The sequence below is a fragment of the Pseudomonas sp. 06C 126 genome (genome assembly GCF_001855215.1).
In the GTDB taxonomy this organism is placed as follows: Bacteria; Pseudomonadota; Gammaproteobacteria; order Pseudomonadales; family Pseudomonadaceae; genus Aquipseudomonas; species Aquipseudomonas proteolytica.
Genome location: NZ_MIFU01000130.1, coordinates 1 through 15018, shown reverse-complemented (window position 1 = coordinate 15018; position 15018 = coordinate 1). Strand labels below are relative to the sequence as shown.

General features: G+C 60.7%; 12 protein-coding genes. 9 read left to right on the top strand and 3 right to left on the bottom strand.

From position 1 onward, the window contains the following. Window positions 1-2 precede the first annotated feature (2 nt). Window positions 3-1217, bottom strand: coding sequence for a nicotinate phosphoribosyltransferase (pncB, locus tag BHC62_RS24275; protein ID WP_029300515.1), 1215 nt, complete (start codon window positions 1215-1217; stop codon window positions 3-5). Window positions 1218-1365: 148 nt separating this feature from the next. Further along, window positions 1366-2256 (bottom strand): LysR family transcriptional regulator, encoded by an 891-nt coding sequence (locus BHC62_RS24270; protein ID WP_070996419.1) that lies wholly within the window; start codon window positions 2254-2256, stop codon window positions 1366-1368. 149 nt (window positions 2257-2405) lie between these two features. On the opposite strand from BHC62_RS24270, the gene BHC62_RS24265 reads away from it, so the two are divergent. The 9 genes from BHC62_RS24265 (at window position 2406) to BHC62_RS24225 (ending at window position 13505) form a co-directional block, all read left to right on the top strand. After that, window positions 2406-3896 carry an aldehyde dehydrogenase family protein gene (locus BHC62_RS24265; protein WP_070996418.1) on the top strand — a complete coding sequence of 497 codons (1491 nt, stop codon included), beginning with the start codon at window positions 2406-2408 and terminating at the stop codon, window positions 3894-3896. Between the two features lie 149 nt (window positions 3897-4045). After that, entirely contained in the window at window positions 4046-5329 is a 1284-nt protein-coding gene (locus tag BHC62_RS24260) for an FAD-binding oxidoreductase (RefSeq protein WP_029300509.1), read from the top strand. A 389-nt stretch (window positions 5330-5718) separates the two neighbouring features. Then, on the top strand, window positions 5719-6855 hold the full coding sequence (locus tag BHC62_RS24255; protein ID WP_029300507.1) for a branched-chain amino acid ABC transporter substrate-binding protein: 1137 nt from the start codon (window positions 5719-5721) through the stop codon (window positions 6853-6855). Window positions 6856-7077: 222 nt separating this feature from the next. Continuing rightward, window positions 7078-7992: a branched-chain amino acid ABC transporter permease gene (locus tag BHC62_RS24250; RefSeq protein WP_029300506.1), complete on the top strand. Its 915-nt coding sequence runs from the start codon at window positions 7078-7080 to the stop codon at window positions 7990-7992. Window positions 7993-7994: 2 nt separating this feature from the next. Continuing rightward, window positions 7995-9272: a high-affinity branched-chain amino acid ABC transporter permease LivM gene (gene livM, locus BHC62_RS24245; RefSeq protein ID WP_029300505.1), complete on the top strand. Its 1278-nt coding sequence runs from the start codon at window positions 7995-7997 to the stop codon at window positions 9270-9272. After that, entirely contained in the window at window positions 9269-10144 is an 876-nt protein-coding gene (locus BHC62_RS24240; protein ID WP_029300504.1) for an ABC transporter ATP-binding protein, read from the top strand. Before livM ends, BHC62_RS24240 begins: the two co-directional genes overlap by 4 nt. Then, the gene (locus tag BHC62_RS24235) at window positions 10141-10857 is read left to right on the top strand and encodes an ABC transporter ATP-binding protein (protein WP_029300502.1); all 717 of its coding nucleotides are present in this window, start codon (window positions 10141-10143) and stop codon (window positions 10855-10857) included. The genes BHC62_RS24240 and BHC62_RS24235 overlap by 4 nt, the downstream gene beginning before the upstream one ends. Window positions 10858-11662: 805 nt before the next feature. Next, a complete protein-coding gene (locus tag BHC62_RS24230) occupies window positions 11663-12427 on the top strand; it encodes an SDR family oxidoreductase (RefSeq protein ID WP_029300500.1) in 765 nt (254 codons plus the stop codon). Window positions 12428-12599: 172 nt separating this feature from the next. Continuing rightward, window positions 12600-13505: a cation diffusion facilitator family transporter gene (locus BHC62_RS24225; protein ID WP_029300498.1), complete on the top strand. Its 906-nt coding sequence runs from the start codon at window positions 12600-12602 to the stop codon at window positions 13503-13505. A 120-nt stretch (window positions 13506-13625) separates the two neighbouring features. Here BHC62_RS24225 and BHC62_RS24220 read toward each other — a convergent pair whose 3' ends face one another. Continuing rightward, window positions 13626-14747 carry an AGE family epimerase/isomerase gene (locus BHC62_RS24220; protein ID WP_070996417.1) on the bottom strand — a complete coding sequence of 374 codons (1122 nt, stop codon included), beginning with the start codon at window positions 14745-14747 and terminating at the stop codon, window positions 13626-13628. Window positions 14748-15018 lie beyond the last annotated feature (271 nt).

Below are 15018 nucleotides of genomic sequence, written 5' to 3'. Positions count from 1 at the left end.
ATTCACTCCTCGCTAGAGATGGCAGGTACTTTGAAAACGTGGCGCAAATAGGCGACGAAGTTCGGATCCGTGCAGTGGGTCTTGCCCGCTTCATCGGAAATCTTCGCCACGGGCTGGCCATTGCAGGCGGTCATTTTAAGCACGATGCTCATCGGTTCCACACCTGGAATGTCACAGGTCAGGTTGGTACCGATGCCAAAGCTGACATTGATCCGTCCACGCAGCGCGCGGAAAATCTCCAGGGCCTTGGGCAGCGTCAGGCTGTCGGAGAACACCAGGGTCTTGCTCATCGGCTCGATGCCCAGCTTATGGTAATGGGCGATGGCTTTTTCGGCCCACTGCACCGGGTCGCCAGAGTCGTGGCGCAGGCCGTCGAACAGCTTGGCGAAGTACAGATCGAAATCGCTGAGGAAGGCATCGGTGGTGATGCAATCGGTCAGGGCGATACCCAGCAGGCCACGGTACTCGCGAACCCAGCAATCGAGTGCGGCGATCTGGCTGTCGATCAGCCGCGGGCCCAGCTGCTGGTGGGCCATGATCCACTCATGGGCCATGGTGCCCAGGGGTTTCATGTCCAGCTCGCGGGCCAGGTGTACGTTGCTGGTGCCGACGAAACGGCCGGGGAAGTCGTGCTTGAGCACATTCACCACTTCCTCCTGCACGCGGTAGGAGAAGCGCCGGCGCGTGCCGAAGTCCGCGACCTGCAACTCGGCCAGCTCGTCGCTGCTGGCGTTGGCGCTCAGCCAGTCGAACTTGCGATACAACTGCTCGCGCGCCTGCTCCAGGATGATGGTCTGGTAGCGATAACGGTTGCGCACTTCGCTGACGATGGCCAGCAGTGGTACTTCAAACAGGATCACGTGCAGCCACGGGCCGCGCAGGCGGATAAACAACTCGCCGTTCTCGATGCCGGTCTGCACGTAGCGCAGGTTGAAGCGGAACAGGCCGAGGAAGCGCAGGAAGTCCGGCTTCATGAAGCTGATGCGTTCCAGAAAGCCCAGTTGATCCGGGCTCAGGCTCAACTCGGCCAGGCGCTCGATCTGGTAACGGATTTCTGCCAGATACGGGCGCAGGTCTTCGCTGTTACGGCAACGGAATTCCCATTCAACTTCCACATTGGGGTAGTTGTGCAGCACCGCCTGCATCATGGTCAGCTTGTAGAAGTCGGTGTCGAGCAGGTTCTGCACGATGCGATCGGCAAACACACTCTCGCTCATAACGGGAATCTCCAGACAAGAATGGCGCTAGTGGCGCATAGACCTGTGTTGTTTTGCCAGAGGTTTTTTTGTCGTGGCCTCTGGCGTCATCGCAGGCAAGCCAGCTCCCACAGGAGAATGCATTCCAAATGTGGGAGCATTCCAGGGGCTAAACAACCTGCTCCATCATCCACTTCACAAAATCCCGCACCTTGGGCACCTCCGCCGAATGCTCTGGATACGCCAGGTAGTACGCATCCTGGCTGGGCATTGCATGTTGCCAGGGGATCACCAACTTGCCGTCTGCCAGCTCTTCTTCCACCAGGAACCGTGGCAGAAGCGCCACGCCACAGCCCACCTGGGCGGCGCGGATGCACATATAGAAGGTGTCAAAGCGCGGCCCGTGGTAGCTGTGCTCGGTCTGGTAGCCCAGGCTGGCGAACCAGTCGTGCCAGCCCTGGGGGCGCGAGGCGTTTTGCAGAAGCACCAGTTCGCTCAGTTGCGTGGGGTCACGCAACGGCTGGGCCGGCAGGCTCTCGGGAGCGCACACCGGTACCAACTCTTCGCCGAACAACTTGAGGCTCTCGGTGCCCGGTCGCGAGCCTGTGCCGAAGTAAAACGCCAAGTCGGCCTTGCCTTGCAGCAACTCTTCCGGGGTCTGCTCGTTGCACAGGTCCAGGTGAATCTGCGGGTGGCGCAGGCGCCAGCCCTTGAGGCGCGGCACCAGCCAGCGGGCGCCGAAGGTGTAGGGCGTGGACACGCGCAGTACTTCGGTCTCGCCGCCGTAGGAGCGCAGGTAGTGGGTCGACATCTCCACCTGGCTCAAGATCTTTCGCACTTCCACCAGGTACAGATCGCCCGCGGGGGTCATCTGCAAGCGGCGGCGCACCCGGCGAAACAACAGGTGTTGCAGCAACTCTTCCAGCTGCGCCACCTGCTTGCTGACCGCGCTCTGTGTAAGGTTCAGTTCCTCGGCGGCGCGGGTGAAGCTCAGGTGGCGGGTCACGGCCTCGAAGCACTGCAGGGCGGTGATCGAGGGTAAATGTCTTTTATTGAGCACGGCCTGCCTCTTTTTTGTTTTGGCATGAATAAACGGAATGATATCTCGCCTAAACGTCGTTTGTTGGCAAGTCCTGGGCCAGCTACAAATAAGCGCTGATCGTCGTGTTGGTCGCGGCGCAATTTTTGTGTGGATTGAAGGAGTGACCCATGGTTGCCGCATTGCTTGATCGTCTCGGCGTAGACCCGGCGTTGTACCAGGCCGGTAAACAGCCTGTGCATTCACCCATCGATGGCAGCCGCATCGCCAGTGTGCACTGGGAAGGGGCCGCCGAGGTCGAACAGCAGGTCAGTCGCGCCGAGCATGCATTCGACGCCTGGCGCAAGGTGCCGGCACCCCGTCGCGGTGAGCTGGTGCGCCAGTTCGGCGACCTGCTGCGTGAGTACAAGGCCGACCTGGGCGAGTTGGTGTCTTGGGAAGCCGGCAAAATCACCCAGGAAGGCCTGGGGGAAGTGCAGGAAATGATCGACATCTGCGACTTCGCCGTGGGCCTGTCGCGCCAGTTGTATGGGTTGACCATCGCCTCCGAGCGCCCTGGCCACCATATGCGGGAAACCTGGCACCCGCTGGGCGTGGTCGGCGTGATCAGCGCCTTCAACTTCCCGGTGGCGGTGTGGGCATGGAACACCGCGCTGGCGCTGGTGTGCGGCAACGCGGTGATCTGGAAGCCTTCGGAAAAGACCCCGCTCACCGCCCTGGCCTGCCAGGCGCTGTTCGAGCGGGTGGCGAAAAACTTCAGCGATGCACCGCCGTACCTCTGCCAGGTGGTCATTGGCGGGCGTGACGCCGGCGCTGCCCTGGTGGACGACCCACGTGTGGCACTGATCAGCGCCACCGGCAGCACGCGCATGGGCCGCGAAGTGGCGCCCAAGGTCGCCGCGCGGTTTGCCCGCAGCATTCTTGAGCTGGGCGGCAACAACGCGATGATCCTCGGCCCCAGCGCCGACCTGGACATGGCCGTGCGCGCGATCCTGTTCAGCGCGGTGGGTACCGCCGGCCAGCGTTGCACCAGCCTGCGCCGGTTGATCGCCCATGAGTCGGTCAAGGAAGAAATCGTCACGCGCCTCAAGGCCGCCTATTCCAAGGTGCGCATCGGCCACCCGCTGCAAGGCAACCTGGTCGGCCCGCTGATCGACAAACACAGCTTTGAAAACATGCAGGACGCGTTGGAGCAGGCCCTGAGCGAAGGTGGCAAGGTGTTTGGCGGCAAGCGCCAGTTGCAGGAGCAGTTCCCTGACGCGTACTACGTGTCGCCGGCCATTGTGGAAATGCCCGAGCAGAGCGATGTGGTGTGCAACGAAACGTTCGCGCCGATCCTGTATGTGGTCGGCTACAAGGACTTCACCGAGGCGCTGCGCCTGAACAACGCTGTGCCGCAGGGCTTGTCGTCGTGCATCTTTACCACCGATGTGCGCGAGGCCGAGCAGTTCATGTCGGCGATAGGCAGTGATTGCGGGATCGCCAACGTCAATATCGGCCCCAGCGGTGCGGAGATCGGCGGCGCGTTCGGCGGTGAAAAAGAAACCGGTGGCGGGCGTGAATCGGGTTCGGATGCGTGGCGCGGGTACATGCGCCGGCAGACCAATACCGTGAACTATTCGCTGGAATTGCCGCTGGCCCAGGGCATTACCTTCGACTGAGCCAGCCGAAATGCGGTCAATGTGGGAGCTGGCTTGCCTGCGATGGCGATGGCGAATCCAATACCGCTATCGCAGGCAAGCCAGCTCCCACAGTTGATCGGGTTTGCAGTTCAACAATTGTTTGTTAGGTCTCATCCCGGAGTCTGGCAATGCCATTACGCGAAGCGTGTTTGTGGGAACAACTGACCCCTGGCCGGCCAGATCGCGCCGCGCTCACGGGCGAGGTCAAGGTGGATGTGTGTGTGATTGGCGCCGGTATCACCGGTTTGTCGGCGGCCATCCATCTGCTGGAGCAAGGCAAAAGTGTCTGCGTGCTGGAGGCCCATCGCACCGGCCATGGCGGTTCGGGGCGTAACGTGGGCCTGGTCAACGCCGGGATGTGGATCCCCCCGGACGACATCGAGGCCGGTTTCGGCACGGCGGTGGGCAGCCAGCTCAACCGCATGCTCGGTGCGGCGCCGTCCCTGGTGTTCAGCCTGATCGACAAGTACAGAATTGATTGCCAACTGCGCCGAGAGGGCACATTGCACATGGCGCACAACGCCCGTGGCGAAGCCGACCTGCGCAGCCGCGAGGAACAATGGAAGCGCCGTGGCGCGCCCGTGGAGTTATTGACCGGTGCTGCGTGCGAGCAGGCCACCGGCACCAAGAAGATCGCTGCCGCCTTGCTCGACCGGCGCGCCGGCACCTTGAACCCGATGGCCTACACCAGTGGCCTGGCCAATGCGGCGGTGGGCCTGGGCGGGCAGTTGTTCGACCATTCCCCGGTGACGCAACTGGAGCGCCAGGGCCAGCACTGGTCTGTGCAAACTGCCCAGGGCGCGGTGCAGGCTGCACAAGTGGTGATCGCCTCCAATGCCTACACCGAAGGCGAGTGGACCGAGCTGCGGCGCAATTTTTTCCCTGGCTATTACTACCAGGTGGCTTCGGCGCCATTGAGCGATGACGCTGCGCAACAAATCCTGCCGGGCGGCCAGGGTTCCTGGGACACACGCCAAGTGCTGAGCAGCATCCGCCGCGATGCCGAGGGGCGTTTGTTGCTCGGCAGCCTGGGCAATGGCAACCAGAAACCTGTGTGGTTCCTCAAGGCCTGGGCTGACCGCGTGCAGCAGCACTACTTCCCGTTCCTCAAGGCGGTGGACTGGGAATGCACCTGGACCGGCTGCATCGCCTTTACCCCAGACCATTTGATGCGGCTTTTCGAGCCTGCGCCCGGCTTGGTGGCGGTCACTGGCTACAACGGGCGTGGCGTGACCACGGGCAGCGTGGTGGGCAAGGCATTTGCCGACTATTTGTGCCACCAGGATCCCCAGGCCTTGCCGATTCCGTTTGCGCCGATGCAGCCGCTGGCCGGTGTAGGCCTGCGCAGTTGCCTGTACGAGGCGGGGTTTTCGCTTTACCACGCCGGCCAATGCCTGCGAATTGTCATCTGATCAGCGAAATACCCTTCAGAAGCCGGCATTTTCTTAGCCGGCTACTAATCTGTATTGGTGCGAGTCGTAGCAGTGACGCACTGTAAATGTGCACTTCCGTTACGCACATGGTTACAGATGCTCTAAGGCGCGCTTGATGGCTGGCTGACATCAGTTCATCGAGCGGGTTTTACCTTTTTTGCACCTTGGTTGCACCTCTGTGATCTAGAGGGTTGCACGTCCCGCCAAAAAGGCACCGAAACACCTGTAATAACAATGACACCGTGTCTTTCTGAAATAAAAAAACGCAATGGCACGCTGCTTGCTCTCAGCTTTCCAGTGAAGGTTTCAAGTGAAAGTTTGAAGTGAAATTGCAGTGCCCATTCAACAAAAAACTCGGAGCACCACTCATGTCCCAGACGTTTTACAAGAAAGGTTTCCTGGCCCTCGCGGTAGCTGCCGCGCTGGGTGTTTCTACGTTTGTTCAAGCTGATGTGAAGATTGGCGTGGCGGGGCCGATGACAGGTGCCAACGCAGCCTTCGGTGAGCAGTACATGAAAGGTGCCCAGGCGGCAGCTGACGTTATCAACAAGGCCGGCGGGATCAACGGCGAGCAGATCAAGTTGGTGGCAGGTGACGATGCCTGCGAGCCCAAGCAGGCCGTGGCCGTGGCCAACCGCTTGGCCGACCAGGACAAAGTGATCGGCGTGGTCGGACACTTCTGCTCCTCGAACACCATTCCAGCCTCCGAGGTGTACGACGAAGCGGGCATCATCGCCATCACTCCAGGCTCCACCAACCCACAAGTCACCGAGCGTGGCCTGGGCGCCATGTTCCGTATGTGCGGGCGTGACGACCAGCAGGGCATCGTTGCCGGTGACTACATTGTCGACGTGCTCAAGGGCAAGAAAGTCGCCGTTATCAACGACAAGGACACCTACGGCAAAGGCCTGGCCGATGCCACCGCAGCCCAGTTGACCAAGCGCGGCGTCAAGCCGGTGATAGAGGAAGGCCTGACCCGTGGCGAGAAAGACTTCAGCGCCCTGGTCACCAAGATCCGCGCCCAGGGCGCCGACGTCGTGTACTTCGGCGGCCTGCACCCGGAAGCCGGCCCTCTGGTGCGCCAGATCCGTGAAGCGGGCCTCAAGGACGTCAAGTTCATGTCCGACGATGGTGTAGTGACCGATGAACTGGTGGCGACCGCCGGTGGTGCGCAGTACGTCGATGGCGTCTACATGACCTTCGGCGCCGACCCGCGCCTGCTGCCAGACAGCAAGGCGGTGGTGGAAGAGTTCCGCAAAAACGGCACCGAGCCTGAAGGCTACACCCTGTACGCCTACGCTTCGATCCAGGCCCTGGCGGCCGGTTTCAATGGCGCCAAGTCCAACAAGGGTGAAGACGCGGCCAAGTGGCTCAAGGCCAATCCGGTGCAAACCGTGATGGGCAAGAAAGAGTGGGATACCAAGGGCGACCTGAAGGTCTCCGACTACGTGGTGTACCAGTGGGATAAGGACGGCAAATACCACCAGTTGGAAAAGCAGAAGTAATCAACCAGCCACCACCGACCCCGTGTGGGAGCCGGGCTTGCCCGCGATGACGGACTGACAGCCAACACCTGTGTTGAATGTGAAACCGCTATCGCCGGCAAGCCAGCTCCCACATTGGATCGAGGTTGCCCGGGCCATGGTGTCCGGCACCCAATCTGTCTTTTCCTCCAGAAGGGCCGCACACCTGATGGTGTGCAGGTTCTCACCGCGTGAGATTGCGTTATGGATGGTATTTTCCTGCAGCAACTGGTCAACGGCCTGACCCTCGGGTCGGTCTATGGCCTGATCGCCATCGGCTACACAATGGTCTATGGCATCATTGGCATGATCAACTTCGCCCACGGCGAGGTTTATATGATTTCTGCTTACCTCGCGGCGATCAGTCTGGCACTGCTGGCGTACTTCGGTCTTGAATCCTTCCCGCTGCTCATACTCGGCACCCTGATATTCACCGTCGTCGTCACCGGCGTCTACGGCTGGGTCATCGAGCGTGTCGCCTACAAACCGTTGCGCAACTCCACCCGCCTGGCCCCGCTGATCAGTGCCATCGGGATCTCGCTGATCCTGCAGAACTACGCGCAGATCGCCCAGGGCGCCAAGCAACAAGGCATTCCGACCCTGCTGGCCGGCGCCTGGCGCGTCGATATCGGCACTGGGTTCGTGCAGTTGACCTACACCAAGGTGTTTATCCTGGTCGCGGCCTTTGCCGGCATGGCGCTGCTGACCTACATCATCAAGTACACCAAGCTCGGCCGCATGTGCCGCGCGACCCAGCAAGACCGCAAGATGGCCTCGATCCTGGGGATCAACACCGACCGCGTGATCTCCTACGTGTTTGTCATCGGTGCGGCCATGGCGGCCCTGGCCGGTGTGCTGATCACCCTGAACTACGGCACGTTCGACTTCTATGCCGGCTTCATCATTGGCATCAAGGCATTTACCGCAGCGGTACTCGGCGGCATCGGCTCCCTGCCTGGGGCGATGCTGGGCGGGATCATCCTGGGGATTTCCGAGTCGCTGTTCTCGGGGTTGATCAACTCTGACTACAAAGACGTGTTCAGTTTCTCCCTGCTGGTGGTGATTCTGATTTTCCGTCCCCAGGGCCTGCTTGGTCGCCCACTCGTGGCGAAGGTGTAAACATGTCTGCAGCCAAATCTATCGATATCAAGAAAAGTGTGGTCGATGCAGTCCTCGCCGGGCTGATTTCCCTGATCGTGTTCGGGCCCATCGTCGGCGTGGTCCTGGACGGCTACAGCTTCAACCTGGAGCCCGCCCGCGTGGGCTTGCTGGTGGCCATTGTGATGGCCGGGCGCCTGGTCATGAGCCTGTTCCTGCAAACCCCCAAGGGCTTGAAGATTCTCCAGGGCTTTGAAAACTCGGGCTCCGGCGTGCATGTGCTGGCGCCGGACTACAAGTCGCGGCTGCGCTGGATCATCCCGGCGCTGATCGTGATCGCCATCGTCTTTCCGTTTTTCGCCAACAAGTACCTGCTGACTGTGGTGATCCTCGGGCTGATCTACGTGTTGCTGGGCCTGGGCCTGAACATCGTGGTCGGCCTGGCCGGGCTGCTCGACCTGGGTTACGTGGCGTTCTACGCCATCGGCGCCTATGGCCTGGCCCTGGGTTATCAATACCTCGGGCTGGGCTTCTGGACGGTGCTGCCACTGGCGGCCATCGCGGCGGCGTTGGCCGGATGTATTCTGGGATTCCCGGTGTTGCGAATGCACGGTGACTACCTGGCCATCGTGACCCTGGGTTTTGGTGAAATCATCCGCCTGGTGCTCAATAACTGGCTGTCGTTTACCGGTGGGCCGAACGGCATGCCGGTGCCATCGCCGACGTTCCTCGGCCTGGAATTCGGCCGGCGGGCCAAGGAAGGCGGGGTGCCGTTCCATGAGTTCTTCGGCATTGCCTACAACCCCAACGTGAAATTCCTGTTCATCTACATCGTGCTGTTTCTGGTGGTATTGCTGGTGTTGTACATCAAGCACCGCCTGACTCGCATGCCGGTGGGCCGCGCCTGGGAAGCCTTGCGTGAAGATGAGATCGCCTGCCGCTCCATGGGCTTGAACCACGTGCTGGTGAAGCTTTCGGCGTTCACCATTGGTGCGTCCACTGCTGGCCTGGCCGGTGTGTTTTTTGCCAGCTACCAGGGCTTCGTCAACCCCTCGTCGTTTACCTTCTTCGAATCGGCGTTGATCCTTGCGATTGTGGTGCTGGGCGGCATGGGCTCGACGGTGGGCGTGGTAATTGCCGCGTTTGTGCTCACCGTGGCACCTGAACTGCTGCGCAGCTTCTCCGAGTACCGCGTACTGCTGTTCGGCGTGTTGATGGTGGTGATGATGATCTGGCGGCCACGGGGCCTGATCCGGATCAGCCGTACCGGTGTGACACCACGCAAAGGGGTGGCGCCATGAGCAAGGAAGTCGTTCTCAACGTGGAACACCTGATGATGCACTTCGGTGGCATCAAGGCCTTGAGCGATGTAAGCCTCAAGGTCGAGCGCAACTCGATCTTCGCCCTGATCGGCCCCAACGGCGCCGGCAAGACCACGGTGTTCAACTGCCTGACCGGGTTTTATACGGCCAGCGGCGGCAAGATCGAACTCAACATCCGCGGCAAGCAGACCAACGTGATCCAGTTGCTGGGGGAACGTTTCAAGCCCACCGACTTTGTTTCGCCCAAGAGCTTTTTCAGCCGGGTGTACTACAAGATGTTCGGCGGCACCCACCTGGTGAACCGCGCCGGCCTGGCCCGCACGTTCCAGAACATTCGCCTGTTCAAGGAAATGTCTGTGGTGGAAAACCTGCTGGTGGCCCAACACATGTGGGTCAACCGCAACATGCTGGCGGGCATCCTCAACACCAAGGGCTACCGCAAGGCCGAAAGCGATGCACTGGACCATGCCTTCTACTGGCTGGAAGTGGTGGACCTGGTGGACTGCGCCAACCGCCTGGCTGGCGAGCTCTCCTACGGCCAGCAGCGCCGCCTGGAAATCGCCCGGGCCATGTGCACCCGGCCGCAGATCATCTGCCTGGACGAACCGGCTGCGGGCCTCAACCCCCAGGAAACCGAAGCCCTCAGCGCGATGATTCGCCTGCTGCGCGACGAACACGACCTCACAGTGGTACTGATCGAGCACGACATGGGCATGGTGATGAGTATTTCCGACCACATTGTGGTGCTGGACCACGGCAACGTCATCGCCGAGGGGGGGCCGGAAGCGATCCGCAACGACCCGAAAGTGATCGCGGCCTACTTGGGCGCCGATGAAGAGGAGTTGGTATGACGACGCCTATCCTCGAAATGAAGGACCTGGACGTGTTCTATGGCCCGATCCAGGCCTTGAAGAAGGTCTCGCTGCACATCGACGAAGGCGAGACGGTGAGCCTGATCGGCTCCAATGGCGCGGGCAAGTCCACGCTGCTGATGTCGATCTTCGGCCAGCCGCGCGCCGAGTCCGGGCAGATCCTGTATCAGGGCGTGGACATTACCCACAAGTCGTCCCACTACATCGCCTCCAACGGCATCGCCCAGTCCCCGGAAGGGCGGCGGGTGTTCCCCGACATGACCGTCGAGGAAAACCTGCTGATGGGCACCATCCCGATTGGTGACAAGCACGCCAGCGAAGATATGCAACGCATGTTCGAGCTGTTTCCACGGCTCAAGGAACGGCGCAACCAGCGCGCAATGACTATGTCCGGTGGCGAGCAGCAAATGCTCGCCATCGCACGGGCGCTGATGAGCCGGCCCAAGCTGCTGCTGCTCGATGAACCGAGCCTGGGGTTGGCACCGATCGTGGTGAAGCAGATTTTTGCCACACTGCGTGAGTTGGCCGCCACCGGGATGACCATCTTTTTGGTGGAGCAGAACGCCAACCACGCGCTGCGCCTGTCTGACCGGGCGTATGTGATGGTCAACGGCGAGATTCGCCTCACAGGCAGCGGCAAAGAGCTGCTGGTGAACGAGGAAGTGCGCAACGCCTACCTCGGCGGGCACTAAACCCCGCCCCCATTGTAGGCGCCGGCTTTGTGTGGGAGCTGGCTTGCCTGCGATGCATCCCCCTCGGTGTTTCCGGTAAATCGAGGGGGGCCTTCGCGGGCAAGCCCGGCTCCCACATAGAGCCGGCTCTTACATTTTTCGGTAGTCCACAGGCGCATAGGCAAATTGTGGAAAACAAATCCACACACCTGCCAAAGCGCGACATATAGCCGCCGCAAATCCCTGTTTTGTCACACAAATGACTTGTCCCCATCCACTGTGGAACCGGCTGTGGGTAACATGGGAGTAGCTGGCTGCAAGCCTCTATTTACGTGGCCTGCAGCGTGGTGAGTGTTTTTTGATCAGCGGCTTTTTCGTGGGCTTGCACAGGATTTGTCAACCTGTTCATAGACACAGGTATATGACCGAAAGATGATGCCGGAGCCTGTGGATAAGTCTGTGGTTAAACTCTGGAAAGACCTTGGTAGAGGCCGGATTTACTGGCCTGGAGCCATGTCCCTCGGCGCGTTGCTTTGCACAGGCCTACATAGGGCGGGTCCAAGGTCAAGCAAAAAACTTTTTGAATCGCGCTGAAAGCCTTGTACATAGCGGCCTGGAGGGTTTTGCAGTTGCCCCCAAAGACTGTGGGCGCAGCTGTGGATAACCTGCGCGCACATGGCTGTAAGCCACGGTTCACAAGGCTTTACGTGGTGTGGTTAAAAAGTGACCAGGTATGCGTGGGATTATGTGCATAGCGGTTGCCGCGACGGCGGCGTAAGGGCATTCTGCTGGCTGATTTTTTCTCGATGCCTGCAAGGAGAACACCATGTCCAACACGCTGTTTATTACTGGCGCAACCTCAGGTTTCGGCGAAGCCTGTGCCCGTCGCTTCGCTGAGGCCGGCTGGAAACTGGTGCTCACCGGCCGGCGTGCCGAGCGCTTGAATGCGCTGGTCGAGGAGCTTTCCAAGCAGACCGAGGTGCATGGCCTGGTAGTGGACGTGCGTGACCGCAAGGGCATGGAAGAAGCGATTGCCAACCTGCCAGCGTCGTTCAGCAAGCTACGCGGGCTGATCAACAACGCCGGCCTGGCGGTGGGCACTGACCCGGCGCCTAAGTGCAGCCTCGACGATTGGGAAACCATGGTCGACACCAACATCAAGGGCCTGCTGACCACCACCAGCCTGCTGCTGCCGCGCCTGATCGCCCATGGCCGTGGTGCCGGGATCATCAACCTGGGCTCCATCGCCGGCAACTACCCGTACCCGGGCAGCCACGTGTATGGCGGCTCCAAGGCGTTCGTCAAACAGTTCTCGCTGAACCTGCGCTGCGACCTGCAAGGCACTGGCGTGCGCGTGACCAACATCGAGCCGGGCCTGTGCGAGAGTGAGTTCTCCCTGGTGCGCTTTGGCGGTGACCAGGCGCGTTACGACGCCACCTACGCCGGCGCCGAGCCGATCCAGCCCCAGGACATTGCCGACACCATCTTCTGGGTGATGAACACCCCGGCGCACGTGAACATCAACCGCCTGGAACTGATGCCAGTGAGCCAGACCTGGGCTGGGTTTGCGATTGAGCGTGGGGCCAAGTAAGGCTTGAGACTGCGTCGCGTGTTTCGCGGGCAAGTCGGGTCATTGCACCGCCGGTGCGACGATTCGACGTGCCCGCGAAGGCGTCAGATCGGTCAAAACAGGGCATAAGGTACACTCCACTCCTGAAAACCCCACCGCACCCAGCGGTTTAAAGGTTTTGACAGGAGGATATGTGAGTAACCGAGGTGAGCAGGCACTGCTCAAACAATCGACCATCCTGATGTTCGCCGTGGCGATCGCCGGGATTGTCACGGGTGTGATATCAGGCGCCCAATCCATTTTATTCGATGGCTTTTTCTCGCTGATCGCGACCTTTATCAAGGTACTGATGCTGATCACGGCCAAGCTGATCGCCAAGAAAAGCAACGACCGTTTCCAGTTCGGCTACTGGCACCTGGAGCCCATGGTGCTGCTGATCGAGGGCAGTTTCCTGCTGTTGATCGCCATCTATGCGTTTCTCAACGGGGTGTTCGGCATTATCAATGGCGGGCGCGAGATCGAGTTGGGGCTGGTGATCATCTACGCCGCGGTGTTTACCGTGGTCGAGTTCGCGTACTTCTTCTATGTGCGCCACCGCAACCGCAAGCTGCAATCGTCGTTGATCCAGTTCGACAACATCAGTTGGCTGGTGGACGCGATGCTCTCGGTGGGCTTGCTGGTGAGCTTCCTGGCCGCGTTGCTGCTCAAGTCCCAGGGCTATGGCGAGTGGGCGGTGTATGTCGACCCCATGATCCTGATCCTGCTGGCCCTGAGCATGCTGGCGCCGGCCTTGAAGATCCTGCGCCCGGCCTTGCGCGATGTGCTGGGGATTGCCCCGGACCAGTTGGACGACAAGGTGCGCGAAGTGATGGACGCGGCCCAGGCCCGGCATGGTTTCGAGGACTACGTGTCCTACGTGCAGAAACACGGGCGCGCGCGGTTTATCGAGATTCATGTGGTGTTGCCGGCTGACTACCCGGTGGATAAAGTCGCAACGCTCGATGAGCTGCGTGAAGAGATATCCACAGGGCTGGGCGCGGCGGACAAGGCGCGTTGGTTGACCATCAGCTTTACCGGCGATCGCAAGTGGATTGCCTGATAGTCAGTTAGACCGCGGTGAGGCTATCGCAGGCAAGCCAGCTCCCACATTCGACCGCATTCCAAAGATGGAGCTCGGTCAAGTGTGGGAGCTGGCTTGCCTGCGAAGGGGCCGCAAAGATCAGCCGAAAAATTCGATCAGGCCCTGATAGCACGTCGCCAAATGGTAGGGCGTAGTCGACGGCATATCCCGGCGGCTCACCTCTCCCTTGGCATCCAGGCACTCATTCCAGCCCCGGGCATGCAAGAAATGCTGCTGCAACGCCAGCAATTGGCGCTGCAGCACCGCTGCGCTACCCGCACGCAAAGTCAGTGCCCGCAGGTACTCGGCCTGGGCCCAGATGCGTTGGGTGCCGTCACGCACGGTACCGTCCAGGGCCAACATGCCACTGACTGCGCCACTCACGTTATCCACACCCATCTGCTCGGCATAGGCAAATGCCCGGCTCAGCGAGGCATGCAGCGCAGTGCCGCGCAATACGGGTGAGGACTCCAGGAGGAAGAACCACTCGAACTGGTGCCCCGGTTCGAACCAGTTATCCACAGCACCCAGCGGCTTCTCCATCATCACCCCATGCTGGCGGTCGATGAAACGCTGCTGCATGGCCGTCGCCAATGCCAGCAGGGCCTGTTGCACTGCGGCGTCTTCACGCACCGCGAGGGTGGCGAGGAAGCCTTCGGCCAGGTGCATCAGCGGGTTTTGCAGCGGGCCGGACTTGAGGGATGACCAGTTACGCTCCACTACCGCCTCATACAGGCCGTCGCCCGTGGCAAAGCGTTCGGCAACCACTTCCAGGGCGGCATTGAGCACTGATTCCACCAGCGGCTCACGGACCTTGGCCCAGTAATGGGCGCAGGCGAAGATGATAAACGCGTGGGTATACAGGTCTTTGCGCTTGTCCAGCGGCTTGCCGTGGGGGTCGATGCTGTAGAACCAGCCACCGTGCTCGGCGTCGTGGAAGTGCCGTTGCAGCGAGCGAAACAACGCCGCGGCACGTTCTTCGGCAAAGTCCTGGCCCGGCTCGCCGATCAGGCTGGCAAACACGTACAACTGCCGCGCACAGGCCATGGCGCGGTAGCGCTGTGGGGGCAAGGGGCGGTGATCGGCATCCAGCGCCTCATAGGGCAACGCCAACTCGGCATTCCAGCCGGGGCCCTGCCAGAGCGGCACGATCAGGTCGTTGAAGTGCGTGAGCACAGCGTTCAAGTGAGGCTTGTTGGCAGAGCTTGGAGCGATGGGCATCGGCTGGCGTCGTCACGGCAGGGGTGTTTGCCGCGCATGTTAGCAGGCTTGTGATCGGCGGTGTCTGTGCGACCGCTATCGCGGGCAAGCCCGCTCCCACCTATTTGAAGTGTTAACCCCTTCAAATGTGGGAGCTGGCTTGCCTGCGATAGCCATGAGTATCTACACAACTCGCTCTTCTGGGTATGTGTACATATCCGTTGCCGCGGTAACGGCGGGTATGGGTTCCGCCCTTACGGCGGCTCACTTTTGAACAGCGCAAAAGTAAGCA

Excerpts from the sequence above, each read along its gene's own strand:
- BHC62_RS24250 (WP_029300506.1), top strand. The coding sequence starts at position 7,078 with ATGGATGGTATTTTCCTGCAGCAACTGGTCAACGGCCTGACCCTCGGG.
- BHC62_RS24255 (WP_029300507.1), top strand. The coding sequence starts at position 5,719 with ATGTCCCAGACGTTTTACAAGAAAGGTTTCCTGGCCCTCGCGGTAGCT.
- livM (WP_029300505.1), top strand. The coding sequence starts at position 7,995 with ATGTCTGCAGCCAAATCTATCGATATCAAGAAAAGTGTGGTCGATGCA.
- BHC62_RS24230 (WP_029300500.1), top strand. The coding sequence starts at position 11,663 with ATGTCCAACACGCTGTTTATTACTGGCGCAACCTCAGGTTTCGGCGAA.
- BHC62_RS24240 (WP_029300504.1), top strand. The coding sequence starts at position 9,269 with ATGAGCAAGGAAGTCGTTCTCAACGTGGAACACCTGATGATGCACTTC.
- BHC62_RS24220 (WP_070996417.1), bottom strand. The coding sequence starts at position 14,747 with ATGCCCATCGCTCCAAGCTCTGCCAACAAGCCTCACTTGAACGCTGTG.
- pncB (WP_029300515.1), bottom strand. The coding sequence starts at position 1,217 with ATGAGCGAGAGTGTGTTTGCCGATCGCATCGTGCAGAACCTGCTCGAC.
- BHC62_RS24235 (WP_029300502.1), top strand. The coding sequence starts at position 10,141 with ATGACGACGCCTATCCTCGAAATGAAGGACCTGGACGTGTTCTATGGC.
- BHC62_RS24265 (WP_070996418.1), top strand. The coding sequence starts at position 2,406 with ATGGTTGCCGCATTGCTTGATCGTCTCGGCGTAGACCCGGCGTTGTAC.
- BHC62_RS24260 (WP_029300509.1), top strand. The coding sequence starts at position 4,046 with ATGCCATTACGCGAAGCGTGTTTGTGGGAACAACTGACCCCTGGCCGG.